12 protein-coding genes are annotated in these 17,284 nt (G+C 60.2%); 5 read left to right on the top strand and 7 right to left on the bottom strand.

Annotated elements, in window-relative coordinates; translation table 11 throughout:
• Positions 1-132 precede the first annotated feature (132 nt).
• The 3 genes from AC13QY_RS19970 to AC13QY_RS19960 are packed head-to-tail and all read left to right on the top strand — an operon-like array spanning position 133 to position 7,858.
• The gene (locus AC13QY_RS19970) at positions 133-1,635 is read left to right on the top strand and encodes an efflux RND transporter periplasmic adaptor subunit (RefSeq protein WP_488493847.1); all 1,503 of its coding nucleotides are present in this window, start codon (positions 133-135) and stop codon (positions 1,633-1,635) included.
• Positions 1,632-4,751 carry an efflux RND transporter permease subunit gene (locus AC13QY_RS19965; RefSeq protein WP_488493846.1) on the top strand — a complete coding sequence of 1,040 codons (3,120 nt, stop codon included), beginning with the start codon at positions 1,632-1,634 and terminating at the stop codon, positions 4,749-4,751. Before AC13QY_RS19970 ends, AC13QY_RS19965 begins: the two co-directional genes overlap by 4 nt.
• Positions 4,748-7,858 (top strand): efflux RND transporter permease subunit, encoded by a 3,111-nt coding sequence (locus AC13QY_RS19960; RefSeq protein WP_145635865.1) that lies wholly within the window; start codon positions 4,748-4,750, stop codon positions 7,856-7,858. The genes AC13QY_RS19965 and AC13QY_RS19960 overlap by 4 nt, the downstream gene beginning before the upstream one ends.
• A gap of 106 nt (positions 7,859-7,964) precedes the next feature.
• Here AC13QY_RS19960 and AC13QY_RS19955 read toward each other — a convergent pair whose 3' ends face one another.
• The 4 genes from AC13QY_RS19955 to AC13QY_RS19940 form a co-directional block, all read right to left on the bottom strand.
• Positions 7,965-8,390: a PIN domain-containing protein gene (locus tag AC13QY_RS19955; protein WP_488493845.1), complete on the bottom strand. Its 426-nt coding sequence runs from the start codon at positions 8,388-8,390 to the stop codon at positions 7,965-7,967.
• Positions 8,387-8,665, bottom strand: a complete 279-nt coding sequence (locus AC13QY_RS19950) for a FitA-like ribbon-helix-helix domain-containing protein (protein ID WP_488493908.1) — start codon at positions 8,663-8,665, stop codon at positions 8,387-8,389. Before AC13QY_RS19950 ends, AC13QY_RS19955 begins: the two co-directional genes overlap by 4 nt.
• A gap of 113 nt (positions 8,666-8,778) precedes the next feature.
• Positions 8,779-11,922: an efflux RND transporter permease subunit gene (locus tag AC13QY_RS19945; RefSeq protein WP_145635868.1), complete on the bottom strand. Its 3,144-nt coding sequence runs from the start codon at positions 11,920-11,922 to the stop codon at positions 8,779-8,781.
• A 9-nt stretch (positions 11,923-11,931) separates the two neighbouring features.
• The gene (locus AC13QY_RS19940) at positions 11,932-13,236 is read right to left on the bottom strand and encodes an efflux RND transporter periplasmic adaptor subunit (protein ID WP_113331583.1); all 1,305 of its coding nucleotides are present in this window, start codon (positions 13,234-13,236) and stop codon (positions 11,932-11,934) included.
• Positions 13,237-13,337: 101 nt separating this feature from the next.
• On the opposite strand from AC13QY_RS19940, the gene AC13QY_RS19935 reads away from it, so the two are divergent.
• A complete protein-coding gene (locus AC13QY_RS19935; protein ID WP_233788632.1) occupies positions 13,338-14,015 on the top strand; it encodes a TetR/AcrR family transcriptional regulator in 678 nt (225 codons plus the stop codon).
• 205 nt (positions 14,016-14,220) lie between these two features.
• Here AC13QY_RS19935 and AC13QY_RS19930 read toward each other — a convergent pair whose 3' ends face one another.
• The 3 genes from AC13QY_RS19930 to AC13QY_RS19920 form a co-directional block, all read right to left on the bottom strand.
• Positions 14,221-14,460: a hypothetical protein gene (locus AC13QY_RS19930; RefSeq protein WP_092719326.1), complete on the bottom strand. Its 240-nt coding sequence runs from the start codon at positions 14,458-14,460 to the stop codon at positions 14,221-14,223.
• 435 nt (positions 14,461-14,895) lie between these two features.
• Entirely contained in the window at positions 14,896-15,354 is a 459-nt protein-coding gene (locus tag AC13QY_RS19925) for a helix-turn-helix domain-containing protein (RefSeq protein WP_488493844.1), read from the bottom strand.
• Between the two features lie 186 nt (positions 15,355-15,540).
• On the bottom strand, positions 15,541-15,849 hold the full coding sequence (locus tag AC13QY_RS19920) for a hypothetical protein (RefSeq protein WP_113331586.1): 309 nt from the start codon (positions 15,847-15,849) through the stop codon (positions 15,541-15,543).
• Between the two features lie 273 nt (positions 15,850-16,122).
• Here AC13QY_RS19920 and AC13QY_RS19915 point away from each other — a divergent pair, with 273 nt between their 5' ends.
• Positions 16,123-17,136 (top strand): ABC transporter substrate-binding protein, encoded by a 1,014-nt coding sequence (locus AC13QY_RS19915; protein WP_488493843.1) that lies wholly within the window; start codon positions 16,123-16,125, stop codon positions 17,134-17,136.
• Positions 17,137-17,284 lie beyond the last annotated feature (148 nt).

Genomic DNA, 17,284 nt, shown 5'->3' with positions numbered 1-17,284 from the left:
CGCTAAGTGGCGCTAAAATGGACAAAATTTAATGGCCATACCAAATTCCTAAGCGGCACGATGCAAGCTAAGGTCGCGCCATGAATAGCGGGGGATCGTCGATCGCCCCGGGATTTGAAGAAAGGTGCGTGAATGGCTCGGACGTTTCGGGTCGTCGTTTGGTTGGCAGTGATCGGCGCAGTCGGATATGGCGCCTATGCGACCCGCGATCGTTGGCTTGGGCCGGCGGAGAAGCTGCTTGGCTACCAGAATGCTGCAGCACCGGGGGAACAAGCCCAGGACGGACGCCGTGGCGGCCAAAGGCAGGGTGGCAGCAGTGGCGGACGGCGCAGCATGTCGCAGTTCAGCGGGCCGGTTCCCGTGCTTGCTGCCGATGCGACGACGGCCGATGTCCCCGTCTATATCAACGGCGTTGGATCGGTAAAGGCCCTGAATACAGTGACGGTGCGTGCGCAGGTCAGCGGACGAATCGTCGAAATCAATTTCGTCGAGGGGCAGGATATCAAGAAGGGTGATGTCATCGCCCGCATCGACGATTCCGTCTATAAGGCGCAGCTCGATCAGGCGATCGCCAAGAAGGCACAGGACGAAGCCCTGCTCGCAGGCGCCCAGCGCGATCTCGTCCGCTATCAGCTGATGGTGAAGAGCGCCTCCGGCACGCAGCAGCAGGTCGATACGCAGACCTCGTTGGTGGCCCAATATACAGCACAGGTCCAGGTGGATGTGGCAGCGATCGAGAGCGCGCAGGCAACACTCGACTATACGACGATCAGGGCAGCCTTCGATGGGCGCACCGGCATCCGCAACGTCGATGTCGGCAATCTCGTCAGCTCGGGCGACACCACCGGTATCGTAACGCTCTCGCAGATCAAGCCGATCTCCGTGCTGTTTTCCATTCCGCAGCAACAGCTTGCCCGCGTCAACGCGGCAAGCGCAGCCGGAACGCTTTCTGTCCAGGCTTTGGGCAACGACGGCGAGACGGTGGTCGACAACGGTTCGCTTGGCGTGGTCGACAATCAGGTCGACCCCACTACGGGTACGGTCAAGCTGAAGGCGAATTTCCCGAACGAGAAGCTGGCGCTGTGGCCCGGCGCCTTCGTCAATGCCCGCCTGCTTGTGGAGACGCTGAAGGGCGTTACCGTCATTCCGAGCGGCGCCGTGCAGCGTGGCCCGAACGGAACCTTCGTCTATATCATCGGCCAGGACCAGACCGTTGCGATGAAGCCGGTCAAGGTGCGCCAGCAGGACGATACGCTCGCCGTCATCGCCGATGGTGTGACGCCCGGCGACAAGGTGGTGACAACAGGTTTCGCGCGGCTTCAGAATGGGTCGAAGGTGCAGATTTCGGCCAATCCGGATCAGGCGTCGCCGGCTGCTCCGTCAACCGACAATAACGGGCAGCCTGTTGCAGAGAACGACCAACAGAATGCTGCTCCAGGCACCGCAAATGCGGGCGAACGTCCGCATCGCCGCCACAATGGCCAGGGTGGTCAAGGTGGGGAGGGCGGTGCTGGCGGTCATAATGGCCATCGCGGCCAGGATGGTCAGCCTGGCGCCGCTGGCGAACAGGGTGCGGATACGGGCAGCGGCTCGGCCTCCAACAATTCCTCCGCTACGCCGACGCAGCAACAATGAACGTCTCGTCGCTCTTCATATCCAGGCCGATCGCCACCTCGCTTCTCGGGGTGGCGGTGCTGTTGGGCGGCATTCTCGGCTTTCTCTTCCTGCCGGTCGCGCCGTTGCCGCAAGTCGATTTTCCGACGATCCAGGTGACGACGCAGCTTCCAGGTGCCGATCCCGATACAATGGCGGCGCTGGTGACGGCGCCACTGGAGCGGCCGCTCGGCCAAATCCCGTCGCTGGCTTCGATGACCTCGTCGAGCGCCTTTGGCATCAGTCAGATCACGCTGCAATTCGATCTTGGCCGCGATATCGATGGCGCGGCGCAGGATGTTCAGGCGGCGATCAACGCCGCCGGATCGACCTTACCGCGCACGCTTCCCTATCCTCCGACCTATTCGAAGGTGAACCCCGCCGATACGCCGATCGTGACGCTGGCCCTGCGCTCCAACAGCTATTCGATCCGCGAGCTCAGCGATTTTGCCGATACCATGATGGCGCAGCGCCTGAGCGAAGTGTCGGGGGTCGGCGACGTCAATATCCAGGGCGGCGTCAAGCCTGCCATCCGCATCCAGGCGGATCTGCCGCGTCTTGCCTCCTATGGACTTGCCCTGGAGGACATCCGTACGGCGATCACCAATGCCAGCGTTGCCGGTGCGAAGGGTTCGCTCGACGGCACGCAGCAAAGCTTCACGCTTGCCGCCAACGACCAGATCGTCGATCCGAACGTCTATAAATCGGTCATCGTTGCCTACCGCAACAGCGCGCCGGTGCAATTGAAGGACGTCGCAACCGTCGTCGAAGGACTGGAAAACAACCGTGTCGGCGCCTGGTATCAGGGCCAGCCCGCCGTCATTCTCGATATCATGCGTCAGCCGGGCGCCAACGTCATCCAGACGGTCGAGAATGTGCTGAAGCAGATCCCGAAGCTGAAGCAGGCGATGCCGGCCGGCGTCTCCCTCGATATCGTCAATGATCGCACCGAGACCATCCGTGCTTCGATCCATGATGTGCAATGGACGCTGGTCATCAGCATCGGTCTTGTCATCCTCGTCGTCCTGCTCTTCTTGCGGACGATGACGGCGACCTTCATTGCCGGCGTCGCGCTGCCGCTGTCGCTGATTGCCACTTTCGGCGTCATGTGGTTCGCCGGCTTCAGTCTCGACAATCTCTCGCTGATGGCACTGACCATCGGCACCGGCTTCGTCGTCGACGACGCCATCGTGATGATCGAGAACATCGCGCGCCATATCGAAGAGGGCGAAAATCCGATGCAGGCGGCGCTGAAGGGTGCCGGCGAAATCGGCTTCACGATCATTTCGCTGACCGTCTCGCTGGTTGCGGTCTTCATTCCGCTGCTGTTCATGACTGGCATCGTCGGGCGCATGTTCCGCGAATTCGCGCTGACGCTCACCATTGCCGTCGTCGTATCGGCCGTGGTCTCGCTGACGCTCACGCCGATGATGTGCGCGCGCATCCTGCGCAAGCCAAAAGAGCATCAGGGCGGCTTTCTGGCCGGTGCCGACCGTTTCACCGACTGGATGGTTGAAGGCTATCGGCGCAGCCTTGTCTGGGCCGTGGATCGCAGCCCTCTCATGCTGCTGATGACGGTGGTGACGCTGGCTGCGACGATCGCGCTTTATGTCGTCATCCCCAAGGGCTTTCTGCCGGCGCAGGACACGGGCCTCATCACCGCCGTCATCGAAGCCGAGCCGACGACCTCCTTCGAAACCATGAAGCAGATCCAGGCTGATGTGACCGACCGGCTGCGCAAGGATCCGGATGTTGCTGGCGTCGTTGCCGTCATAGGCGCCAGCGCGAGCAATCTGACGCTCAACACCGGCAATCTCAGTCTCGTGCTGAAGCCGCGGAGTGAGCGTAACGCGTCCGCCGATAAGATCATCGAGAGGATGCGCGGCGAGGTGACGGGCTTGCCCGGCATCCACGTTACCTTCCAGAGCGTGCGCGACATCTCGATCAGCACCAGGGCCAGTCGTGCGCCCTACCAATATACCCTGACGGGCACGGACACGAATACGGTGGTCGACTGGGCGCAGAAGCTTGTCCAGCGGCTGCAGGAAAGCCCGAAGCTGACGGATGTTGCCTCCGAAGTGGAGATGGGCGGCGGGCGTATCTTCGTCGATGTCAATCGCGAGACTGCTTCGCGGCTCGGTGTATCGATGCAGGCTGTCAGCGATACTTTGAATGATGCCTTCGGCCAGCGGCAGATCGCGACAATCTACGGCCAGGCCAACCAGTATCGCGTCATCCTGGAGGCGGCACCGCAATATCAGTCGGATCCGAAATCGCTCGACAAGCTCTATGTCGCCGGCGCCAGCGATACGCAGGTGCCGCTCAACGCCTTCACGACGGCGAGTTTCACGACCGCGCCACTGGTCATCAGCCATGATGAGCAGTTCCCGGCCGTGACGCTCAGCTTCGATCTCGCCAAGGGTGCCTCGCTCAGCGATGCCGTCGCCGAGATCAAGGCGGCGGAGCGAGATATCGAGATGCCCGATAATATCCAGCGCAAATATTCGGGCGATGCCGAAGAATTTGCATCCTCGCTTGCGGGTGAACCCTGGTTGATCCTGGCAGCGGTCGTGACGATCTATATCGTGCTCGGCCTGCTCTATGAGAGCGCCGTGCATCCGGTGACGATCCTGTCGACGCTGCCTTCGGCCGGTGTCGGCGCTCTGCTGGCGCTGATGCTGTTCGGGCAGGATCTGTCGATTATCGCGCTCATTGGCATCGTGCTCCTGATGGGTATCGTCAAGAAGAATGCGATCATGATGATCGACTTCGCGTTGGAGGCGGAGCGCAAGGAAGGCCTGGAGCCGCGCGAGGCCATTCTGAAAGCCTCGATCCTGCGTTTCCGGCCGATCATGATGACCACGCTCGCAGCCCTCTTCGGCGCTTTGCCGCTGGCGCTGGCCCAGGGTACGGGGGCGGAGCTGCGTATTCCGCTTGGCATCACCATCATCGGCGGTCTCGTGTTGTCACAACTCCTGACGCTCTATACGACGCCGGTGATCTATCTCGCCTTCGAGCGCCTGCGCGCCAAGATCGTCGGCCGCACTAGTGGCATGCCGAGCGCCGAGATGAACGAATTGGCGGGTGGCGAGAGATGAACATCTCCGAGCCGTTTATCAAACGCCCTGTCGGGACGACGCTTCTGGCGATCGGGCTGATGATCCTCGGCATCGTTGCCTATCGCTTTCTGCCGGTCGCGAGCCTGCCGACCGTCGATCTGCCGACAATCGTCGTTTCCTCAAGCCGCCCAGGGGCCGATCCGGCCAGTATGGCAGCGAGCGTGGCCGCCCCTCTGGAGCGTCATCTCGGGACCATTGCCGGCGTTACGCAATTGACGTCCGTCAGCTCGCTCGGCTCGAGCACGATCATCGTCCAGTTCGATCTCTCGCGTAGCGTCGATGGTGCAGCGCAGGATGTGCAGGCGGCGTTGAACGCGGCTGCGACGGACCTGCCCGGCGATCTGCCCACTCTCCCGTCCTTCCGCAAGATCAATCCGGCAGCGGCCCCGGTTCTCATCCTGGCGCTGACGTCGGATAATGTCTCTCCGAGCGCCATTTATGATGCAGCGGATACCGTGGTGGTGCAGCGCATCTCGCAGGTCGATGGCGTCGGCGGGGTGACCGTGAGCGGCGCCGATCAACCCGCCATCCGCGTCCGGCTGGATCCGGACCGGCTTTCAGCGATGGGCCTGTCGCTCGATGCGGTCCGTACGGCGATCGTCAACGCCAACGTGCTCGGGCCTTTCGGTTCGATCGACGGTGCCGGCGGCGCTTTCTCCGTTGCCGTCAACAGCCAGTTGAAGACGCCGGAAGCCTACGGACGGATCATCGTACAGAGCGGGGATGGCACCGCCGTTCGCCTCTCCGACATCGCCACTGTCGAGCCTGGGGTGCGCAACAGCCGCTCGGATGCCTGGTATGACGGCAAGCCAGCCGTGCTGCTCAACATCACCAAGCAGGCGGATGCGAACGTCATCGCCACCGTCGATGGCGTCAAGCAGCTGATCCCCGAACTGCAGCGGCTCATTCCTGCCGGTGTGAATATCTCGATCCTTTCCGATCGCACCACCACGATCCATGCCAGCGTCAACGACATGCAGTGGACGCTGCTTGCCACCATTTGTCTGGTCATGGCCGTCGTCTTCGTGTTCCTGCGGCGCACTACCCCCACAGTCGCTGCCGGCGTCACTGTGCCGCTATCGCTCGCCGGCACTTTTGCCGCGATGTGGCTCTTCGGGCTGTCGATCGACAATCTCTCGCTGATGGCGCTTGCCGTATCCGTCGGCTTCGTCGTCGACGATGCCATTGTCATGATCGAGAATATCTATGCCAATCTGGAAACGGGCATGAAGCCGATGCGGGCAGCGCTCGAAGGCGCCAAGCAGATCGGCTTTACCGTCATCTCGATCAGCCTGTCGTTGCTTGCCGCCTTCATTCCACTATTTTTCATGGGCGGCATCGTCGGCCGCTTCTTCCAGACCTTCTCGCTGACGCTCGGCTTTACCATCGTCGTTTCGACGCTCGTGTCCCTGACGCTGACGCCGATGATCTGCGGCCATCGCCTGCGCCAGCACGATATCGATGCCCGGCCTGGCCTGTTCGGCCGCATCGTCGAGGGCACACTGGGTGCGATTACCGGCTTTTATGGCCGGACGCTACGGGCGGTGCTGCACCACCGTTTCCTTTCCGTGGTCGTCATCATCGCTTGCGTGGTCATGTCCGGCTATCTCTATGTCAAGGTTCCGAAGGGCTTCATCCCGCAGGACGATACCGGCTTCATCCAGGGCGGAACGCAGGCTGCGACCGATATTTCCTATCCCGCCATGGTCAAGCTGCAGCAACAGGCGGCGGATATCGCTTCGAAGGATCCCGCCGTTTCCGGTATTGGCTCTTCCGTCGGCGGTGGCGGCTTTTCCAGCTCCATCAATCGTGGCCAGCTTTTCATCTCGCTGAAGCCGGAATCGGAGCGTGCGCCAACGGCCGAGGTCATAGACAGGCTGCGCAAGCAGCTGATGGCTGTTCCCGGCCTCAGCACCTTCCTGTTTTCGCCGGGCGATATCCGCGCCGGCGCGCGCCAGTCGCAATCGCAGTATCAGTTCACGCTCTGGGGTGCGAATTACGATGAGCTGGTGGAATGGGCGCCCAAGGTGCTGGAGCGGATGCAGGCCCTGCCGGGATTGACCGATGTCGCGACCGACAGGCAGCCCAATGGCCTGCAGGCGACCGTCAATATCGACCGCAGTCTCGCCTCCCAGCTCGGCGTCAACATCCAGTCTATCGATTCCGCGCTCAACAATGCCTTCGCGCAGCGGCAGATCTCGACGATCTACACGCAGCGCAACCAGTATCGCGTCGTGCTGGAGGCGGACCCGAACTATGCGCTCGATCCGCATGACATTTCGAAGCTCTACGTGCCCGCCTCCGGCGGTACGCAGGTGCCGTTGAGCGCAGTGGCGTCGATCGACCGCACGCTGGCGCCGCTGGTGGTCAATCACCAGGGTCAATATCCCTCCGTCACCATCTCCTACAATCTGGCGCTCAACACGCCGCTGCAGGTCGCCAACGATGCCATCCAGAAGGCGGTGCTGGACATGCACCTGCCCGACACGCTGCATGCGGATTTCGCCGGCGATGCGGCGAGCGTCACCCAATCTTCCGGCAGCCAGCCGCTCTTGCTGCTGGCGGCACTGCTGACGGTCTATATCGTCCTCGGCATCCTCTATGAGAGCCTGGCGCATCCGCTGACGATCATCTCGACGCTGCCGTCCGCCGGCCTCGGCGCGCTGCTGGCGCTTGCGATCAGCGGTACCGAGCTGACGATCATCGCCTTCATCGGCATCATCCTGCTGATCGGCATCGTCAAGAAGAACGGCATCATGATGGTGGACTTCGCGCTGCAGGGCGAGCGCATACTCGGCCTGTCTTCGGAAGAGGCCATCTATCAGGCGTGCCTGAAGCGTTTCCGGCCGATCCTGATGACGACGCTGGCAGCATTGATGGGCGCCATCCCGCTGATCATCGCCACCGGCCCCGGTTCGGAGCTGCGACGCCCGCTCGGGATCACCATCGTCGGCGGCCTCGTCGTGTCGCAGGTGCTGACGCTCTATACCACGCCGATCATCTACCTGATGCTTGCCAAGCTGCATGCGAAATGGTCGCCGAAGGCGCAAGCTTCGGCACCGCCAATATCGCCGCAATCAACTTGAGGGGTTAGAGCGTGATGCCGAAAAGCGTCATGGGATTTCGGACGACAGGTCTTAGGCCGACTCGACCTAAAATCATCCGGCTCCAGCGGTGCATGGATGGACCGGATCAGCCCTTATAGTCCCACGGATTGACGATAGTTATTCCGGTATCCAGGAAATCGGACACATTGCGGGTGGCAAGGCTTGCTCCTCGCGACGCTACAATTGCGGCGATCTGAGCATCGAATTGGCTGATCGGCTTGCCGGCCCGACGCCGCGATGTTGCAATGAAGGAATAAGCTCCTGCGGCTTCGCTATCGAAGGGTAAAGCTCTTCCGGCGAAATCCTCTTCGAATATGGGGAGAATAGCAGCTTCCAATTCGCTTCGGTGTCGGCCCATAGGCAGCAGCCGGAGTCCGTAAAGGATTTCCGCCTGCGTCGTTGCCGTCGTAAAGATGGCGAGAGGAGGCTGGGCGGCGAGCCACGCTTCAACCATGGGCGATGGTGATGGTGCCAATAGGTCAGAAATGACATTTGTGTCGAGAACGATCATGGATCGAGATCGACCGGCCGGATTGGTTCACGTGGAGCCATATCCAGCACGACCCCACCACTTGCAGCCATGCGGCGACGGATAGTCTCGGCCAAATTGGGTTGACGCTTTTCTTCCGCCGACAAGGCCGCCCGCAGAATGTCTCGCGCCTCATCCTCCATCGATCGCCCGTGTGCGGCGGCGCGAATGCGGAGCCGGGTCTTTAAATGATCGTCGATGTTAAATGATCGTCGATGTTGCGGATCGTCATACTGGCCATAGAAATACCCTGTCATCAATGATTGCATATTAATCATTGATGACAAATTTGGCAATTCAAGACGACACATCCGATGCCTGATCGAGATCTCCACTCGCTCTCTTTCGAAAGAGAGCGAGTGGAGAGGCCTTAATGCGCCACGTCAGGGTTGGTGGCCTCCGGAGCTGCCGTCGACCGAACATTGCCCTTGAAGACACGGCGGACGGAGACGAAGAGCAGCGGGATGAAGAAGATGCCGAGCACGGTTGCCGAGATCATGCCGCCCATGACGCCGATACCGATCGAGTTCTGGCTACCAGAACCGGCCCCGTTGGCGACCGCCAGCGGCAGCACGCCGAGGATGAAGGCAAGCGAGGTCATCAGGATCGGTCGCAAGCGCTGGCGGGATGCTTCCAGCGTTGCGTCGATCAGGCTTTTGCCCTGGTTCTGCTGCTCGATGGCGAACTCGACGATCAGGATGGCGTTCTTTGCCGCCAGACCGATTGTTGTCAGCAGGCCCACCTTGAAGTAGACGTCGTTCGACTGACCGAAGATGGTTGCGGCCAGCAGCGCGCCGAAGATGCCGATCGGGACCGACAGCATGACGGCAAGCGGGATCGACCAGCTCTCGTAAAGGGCGGCAAGCGCCAGGAAGACGACCAGGATCGAAATCGCGTAGAGCTGGCTTGCTTGGTTACCCGAGAGCTTTTCCTGAGCGGACAGGCTGGTCCATTCGTGGCTGAAGCCCGGCGGCAGGCTTGCCATGATCTTGTCGATCTCGTTCATGGCGTCGCCCGAGGAGACGCCAGGCGCTGCGGAGCCGAGGATTTCGACCGCGGACGAGCCGTTATAGCGCTCCAGACGCGGTGAACCGTAGGTCCATTCGCCGCTCGAGAAAGCGGAGAATGGCACCATGTCGCCGCCGGAATTGCGCACATACCAGCGGCCCAGGTCTTCGGGCTGCATGCGGAAATCCTTGTCGGCCTGGACATACACCTTCTTGACGCGGCCGCGGTCGATGAAGTCGTTGACGTAGGTGCCGCCCCAGGCCGTCGATAGCGTCGTGTCGATATCCGAAAGGCCGATGTTCAGTGCGCTTGCCTTTTCCTGATCGATATTCACGGAATATTGCGGCGTGTCTTCCTGGCCGTTCGGGCGCGTTCCGAGCAGCTTATGGTTCTGTGCGGCTGCCCCAAGCAGCTGATTACGGGCCGCTATGAGTGCATCATGGCCAGCGCCATTGATATCCTTGATGAAGAAATCGAAGCCGCTCGAGCTGCCGAAGCCGGGGATTGCCGGCGGTGCCAGCGCGAAGACGCTACCGTCCTTGATCTTGGAAAAGGCTCCCATGGCGCGACCGGCGATGGCTTGTGCCTTCGACTGCGGTGTCTTGCGCTGATCGAAATCCTTCAACCTGACGAAGACGAGGCCGACATTCTGGCCCTGACCGCTGAATCCGAATCCGGCGACCGCGAATGCGCCCTCGACATAGTCCTTCTCGTTGTTGAGATAGTAATCTCTCACCTGGTCGAGCACCGCCCAGGTACGGGAATCCGTGGCGCCCGGAGGCAGCTGGATCGCGGTCAGCAGAATGCCCTGGTCTTCCTCCGGAAGGAAGGAGCTCGGCAGGCGGTTGAACAGGACGGCTACCGCGCCGCCGATCAAGACGAACACCAGCAGGAAGACGATGCTCAGCCGGATCATGCCGTGCACGCCGCGCTGATAACCTCTCGTTCCCCGCTCGAAATTGCGGTTGAACCAGCCGAAGACGCCCTTTTCCTTCGCACCATGTTTGGGCTGCCTGAGAATGGTGGCGCAAAGAGCTGGCGTGAGGATAAGAGCGACGATGACGGAGAGCACCATCGCCGAGACGATAGTCACCGAGAACTGCCGGTAGATGATGCCAACCGAACCGGAGAAGAAGGCCATCGGGATGAACACGGCCGACAAGACCGTGGCGATGCCGATCAGCGCGCCGGTGATTTCCTGCATCGACTTGATCGTCGCCTCGCGTGGCGACAATCCCTCTTCCTCCATCACGCGCTCGACATTTTCGACGACGACGATGGCATCGTCGACCAGAAGGCCGATCGCCAGCACCATGCCGAACATGGTCAATGTGTTGATGGAATAGCCGAACATCGCCAGCACACCGAAGGTGCCGAGCAGGACGACCGGGACGGCGAGCGTCGGGATCAGCGTGGCGCGTAGGTTCTGCAGGAAGACGAACATGACGATGAAGACGAGCACGATGGCTTCGAACAGCGTCTTGACCACGTCCTCGATTGACAGCTTCACGAAAGGCGTCGTATCGTAGGGATAGACGATCTCCACGTTCGGCGGCAGGGTCTCGCTCATATTGCCGATGGCTGTCCGCACCGCTTCGGCCGTATTGATGGCGTTGGCGCCGGAGGCGAGCATCACCGCGAGACCGGCGGAGGGATGACCGTTATAGGTGGTCGACGTCGTATAGCTGTCTGCTCCGAGTTCCACGGTGGCGACATCGTTGATGCGCACCAGCGAGCCGTCGGACTGGCTTTTCAGGATGATGTTTTCGAACTGCTGCGGCGTCTGCAGGCGGCTCTTTGCGGTGACCGTCGCATTGAGCTGCTGGCCCTTGCGCTGCGGCAAGGCACCCAGCTGGCCAGCCGAGACCTGCGAGTTCTGGGCCTGGATTGCGCTCGTTACGTCGCTCACCATCAGCTGATATTTGGCAAGCTTGTCCGGATCCACCCAGATGCGCATGGCATAGCCGGCACCGAAGATCTGCGTATTGCCGACGCCTTCGATACGCTTCAGCGTGTCGTTCAGGGTGCTGGAGACGTAATCGGCAAGATCGTTCGAGTTGAGCTTGCCATCCGTCGACACGAAGCCGACGACCATCAGAAAGTTCGAGGTCGATTTCGAAACGGTGATGCCGGTATTTTGAACGGTCTGCGGCAGCTGGGCGGTGACGAGCTGCAGCTTGTTCTGCACCTGCATCTGCGCGACGTCGGGATCGGCCTTGTTGGTGAAGGTCAATGAGATCGAGGCCTGACCCGTCGAGGTCGATGTCGATGTCATGTAGTCGAGATTGTCGATACCGGTCATGCCCTGCTCGATGACCTTGGTCACCGAGTTTTCGACGGTTGCGGCGTCAGCCCCGGAATAGGTGGCGCTGATGCTGACTGTCGTCGGGGCGATCTGCGGATATTGCGAAATCGACAGCGTGAAGATCGAAAGTGTGCCCGCCAGCATGATGACGATGGCGATCACCCAGGCGAAGATCGGCCTGTCGATGAAAAAACGAGACATCGTCTAACCTCACTTCTGGACGCCGGAGGCGGCTTTCATATCGGTCTTTTCCAGGCCGGCCTGCTCCGCGGACGGCTTGCTATCGGCGGCAGCCTGCTTCACTTCGCCGGTCGCATCGTCAATCGTTACCGGAGAAACGGTGACTTCCTGACCGTCGCGAACACGCTGGACGCCTTCGACGATCACGCGATCGCCATCGGCAACGCCCTGGTTGACAAGCCAGCTGTTGCCGATGCTGCGTTCCACTTTCAACACCCGCTGCTGCACCTTGCCCTCGGCGGTCACGAACATGGCGATCGGTTCGCCCTTCGTGTTGCGGGTCACGGCACGCTGCGGCACGAGGAAGCTGTTTTCGGCAATGCCTTCCTGAATGGTGGCGCGCACATACATGCCCGGCAGCAGGATGCGATCCGGATTGGGGAAGACGGCGCGCACGGTGATGGTGCCGACCGTTTCCGCAACGGAGGATTCGGCAAATTCTAGTTTGCCGGTTTCCTTGTATTGGCTGCCGTCCTCAAGCGTCAGATGCACGGAAACGTTGTCGCCGCTCGTTTTAAGCCGGCCGTCCGCGACGGCGCGGCGGAATTCGAGCAGGTTGGTGCTCGACTGCGTGACATCGACGTTGATTGGATCGAGCTGGCGAATGGTGGTCAGCGCCGTGGTCTGATCGGCAGTGACGAGCGCGCCGACGGTGACGGTGGAGGCATCGACGCGGCCGGAGATCGGCGCTCTCATCTTGGTATAATCGAGATTGATCCGTGCCGTCTCGAGCGCCGCCTTGGCAGAGGCGACATCGGCCTGCGCCTGGACGAGCGTGGACTGCGCGTCATCGAAATCCTGCTTGCTGACCGCGTTCTGGGCGCTCAGGCCCTTGTAGCGGTCGAGCTTGGCCTGGGCGCTGGGCACGGCGCCCTCCGCCTTCTGCAACGAGGCTGCGGCGCTGTCATACGATGCCTGATAAGAGGACGGATCGATCTCATAGAGCACATCGCCTTCCCGGACCTCGCTGCCCTCCTTGAAGTTGCGGCTGCGGATGATGCCGCCAACCTGCGGCCGCACTTCGGCGACGAGGTAGGCGCTGGTGCGGCCAGGCAGTTCGGCGGTGATGGCAACGGATTGCGGATGCAGCGACATCGCGCTCACTTCCGTCTTGACGGCGGGAGCAGTGCTCTGGGCGGAATTCTGCTGGTTGCAGCCCACCAGCAACATCGCGGCGACAATTCCGACGGCGGTCAGCGATCCGCGGCCAACCGGAAGGCGGGCTGATATCACCGGATATGCGGGTACAGAAGTGGGAGGGGCGAGCTTTCGCACGTTGCTATTTCCTGTTGCCTTATTTATAGTACCAAGTCGTACAGAAAATATTTGTACTGCTTCAAATGTCAATCGTATTCGACTGTTGGGGTCAAGACGGTGTGCTGACAAAGGAACGAGCAGCCAAGGCCGACCAGGTTGCCAAGCGCCGCCCGCGCGGCCGCCCGAAAACCGTGAACGACGATGCGCGCCGCGCGGAGATCGTCGCGGAGGCGCGCGCAACCTTCTATGAGCTGGGTTACGGCGGCACAACCATGGATCTGGTTGCTGCCCGGTGCCGGATTTCGAAGCAGACCCTCTACAGGTTGTTTCCGAGCAAGACCGATCTCTTCGCGGCCATCATCGCCGAGCATCGCGCATCGATGCTGGCCCTGCCGCGGCCTGCAGACGAGAATTTGCCGTTCGACAAGGCGCTCGAACTGATATTCATGATCGACATCGATGAAGATCAGGAGCGCGAACGGGACGCCTTCATTCAACTTGCCATCAGTGAGTCGCAGCAATCTCCGGAAATCGCCAGGCTGCTACATACTTATGGCGCCAGACAATCACAGCAGTTGCTGGCGGATTGGCTTATCGAGCAGCAGCGGCGCGGCTTGATCGAAATTGCCGATGCGGCAAGCGGAGCGCGCATGCTTATGAGCATGATCTTCGATGCAATGATTTCGAGGCCGGGTCGTCCGAAAGATTGGCCGGACCGCGAAACGCGGTTGCGCCATTTGCGCCATTGCATCGGGATTTTTACCGCCGGCGTCCAGCCGCGCAAAGGTGGCTGCTGAAGCGCCGCGATCTTTTGAATTCGCTTCTTGCGTGGGGTTTTGATTTTATGGCGGTCATTGTCGCAAAGCCGCTGCAGGCTTCTGCGCGACATGCTTTTAGTCGGCTGTCCCCGACGATCTTGGTTCACGAAGAAAAATGCCGACATGGCCTGCTGAGCCATACCGGCATCGTTCCGTATCCGGCAAAGGCCGGGATTACTTTAATTCAGTGTGCCACCACGTTTGCCGTGTCCGTTCCCTCTTCGAACAAGGGATTGGGCAAGCCATTTTCATACATTTCCTGCAGCACGGCCCCGAGCGCCAAGTCCAGGCACCAGACCGGGAATTCCGCATTCAGGTTTTTGGCGCTCTGCCGTGCATAAGTGATGAGCCGAGCGATTGAGGCCAGTTCCTTGAGCGAGTCCGGATCCTGGTATGCTGCGTCGATCGGAAGTGCTGCTGTCATTTCGTACCCTCTATTGCCCCCGTTCCCGGCAGACGAATCGTGTCTGGCCGGAAACATGAGCAAACCGTAACGGATGTTTTGCAGCTTGGCGCGTGACATGCAGCGTGACACGATGCGTGATTGCTGCAAAATTTTGCTTTTGCAATTTCAAGGCGTGAAATACGGCATGCAAGGAGTAGGAAGGCGCTTCGCGTCGGCCATTTGCGCGCAAAATCCGCCTATGCTTCCACCATCAGCGTGATCTTGGTGCCGCCTGGATGTCAATCTTGGCGGCCCGCTTCGCGCCGATGCCAGGCTAGACGGACTGGAATTTTCGGGGAGAGTTCAGGACCCAAAGAGAGTCGCGATCCTTCGGATTCGCTCCTTGCGCTTTAGGGCCTTGATCTCGCGCATGTCGTCCTCGCAAAAGCGCTGCGCACTTTTGCGCAAAATGCTTTAGTTGTGCAGGCCGACCGATGCGTTCGTTGCGCGCGGAAGGTGGTCCGGCAGCGCATCGGAAGTACTTGCCAGCGATTTGATCAATGTCAGCACGGACTGGCGAATGCTTGGATCGTTGATTTTCATGAACGCCTTGTTGAGGCTCAGGCCCTCTTTGGACGTCAGGAAATCCGACAGATCCTCCAGCCCGTTGATTGCGCCGAGGCCGTCGGTGTTCAGCGGCTGGGAATTGTCCTGCTGGAAGAAGAAGGCAACCGGCACGGCGAGCACGCCGGCAATGGCCTGCAGTCGGCTGGCGCCGATGCGATTGGTGCCCTTTTCGTATTTCTGCACCTGCTGAAACGTCACGCCGATCTGTTCGGCAAGCCGCTCCTGGCTCATGCCAAGCATAAGACGGCGCGTGCGGACGCGAGAGCCTACATAGGCATCGATCGGGTTCGGTACTTTTGCACTCACTGCGCAATCTCCTTATTCAAATAGGGCTGGCGGATTACACCATACTTTGGCCCTTAACGACAAAGGGCGCGTGCTCTATCTGCCCGCGAAATGTGCGTTAAATGTGGGTGGAGCTCAACTAAAAGTCTTTTTATATTAAGTTTTGTGACTCCGTACACGCATAAACCGCAGAAAAGCTGATTCGCGTCAATGCGGATTGAAGACCGAGGACGGCTTGCAATTATAGACAGGACAGGCCGGGTTATCTTTCGTCGGCACGTAGCTGCGGCTGGCATAGTCGGAGATGTCGCATTGCCCGCGGCCAGCCACATAGCGGTCGTAGAGAACGGGGCCGCCACGGGACGATGGATAACGTAATATCACCGCGCGTTCGGCGGCAATCAGTTGCTGCACCGATGCGCAAGTCTTGCCGAGCGACTCATAGCGGGAAATTGCCGATGCCGGCCCGGCTATCGCCATCACCGTCAGAATAAGGGCTGCGGCAATGATCCTCATCGATGGTTCCTCCCAGCGAAAGCGCTCAATCTAAAATAGTCGCGATACGGGAAATGCCAAGATGCAATGACGCTTCCCGTTGTGCGGCTGTATGCTTTCACACTGTTCGGGTGCCGGCAGTCGCAGCCGTCCTGAAGTAAATTGCCAAATGGGGCGACGAGTTGCTTTCAGCTCAATGAAAGGTTGGGCGTGCATGTCTTTTCCGCTTCAGGAGGAAGCGCGTGCCGTGCCGTTGTCAATCGGCGCCGGTACACAAATGGAGAGGAGGACTTCATGCGTGCATCCAGCATTCTCAGATATTCCGCGATTTTTTCCCTTGCGATAGCTGCAGCCGGATTTGCTGCCACTGTGGCCAATGCCGCTGACAAGATTTCCATCATGGTGGGCGGCTATGAGAAGCAGATCTATCTGCCGGCCAAGCTTGCCGAAGGGCTTGGCTATTTCAAGGAACAGGGGCTGACCGTCGAACTTCTCAATGAGCCTGCAGGCGTCGATGCGGAAAACGAAATGCTGGCAGGCGCCGTTCAGGGCGTCGTCGGCTTCTACGACCATTGCATCGATCTTCAGGGCAAGGGCAAATTCGTCGAATCCGTCGTACAGTTCAGCCAGGCGCCGGGCGAAGTCGAACTGGTGTCGGCCAAGCATCCGGAAATCAAATCTGCCGCCGATTTCAAGGGCAAGAGCCTGGGCGTCACCGGCCTCGGTTCGTCGACCAATTTCCTGACCCAGTATCTGGCCATCAAGGCCGGCTTGAAGCTGGGGGAATTTACCTCCGTTCCGGTCGGTGCCGGTCAGACCTTCATCGCTGCCATGCAGCAGGATGCCATTCAGGCCGGCATGACGACCGAGCCGACGGTCTCGCGTCTCCTGAAGACCGGCGAGGCCAAGGTTCTGATCGACATGCGCACGATGGACGGAACAAGGGCCGCTCTGGGCGGGACCTATCCTGCCGCGTCCCTCTATATGCAGGAGTCGTGGGTCAAGGATCACAAGGCGGAGGTGCAGAAGCTTGCGAACGCTTTCGTCAAGACGCTGCATTTCATCAACACCCATTCGGCCGCCGAGATCGCCGACAAGATGCCTAGAGATTTCTATGTCGGCGACAAGGAAGGTTATGTGAAGGCGCTCGAAAATGGTAAGGCCATGTTCACCGCCGATGGCGTGATGCCCGAAGATGGCCCGAAAACCGTTCTTGCCGTACTTTCCGAATTCTCGAAGAATGTGCAAGGCAAGTCGATCGATCTGTCGAAGACCTATACGACCGAGTTCGTCAAGAACGCTAAATAGCGCCGATAGCGTTTCCGGCGCCGGCGGTATAGTCCAGCCGTCGGCGTCTGCGTTCATAAAATCGCAATGTTCCCTCGCAGGGTTGCGCACTGAAAGCTGACTGAAAGGTTGCCCGCGCTAGTCTCGCCGAGCTTCGTGGAGGAAGCGC

The sequence above is a fragment of the Martinezella sp. CNPSo 3795 genome (assembly GCF_057784475.1).
This window is presented reverse-complemented; position numbering and strand designations above follow the sequence as displayed.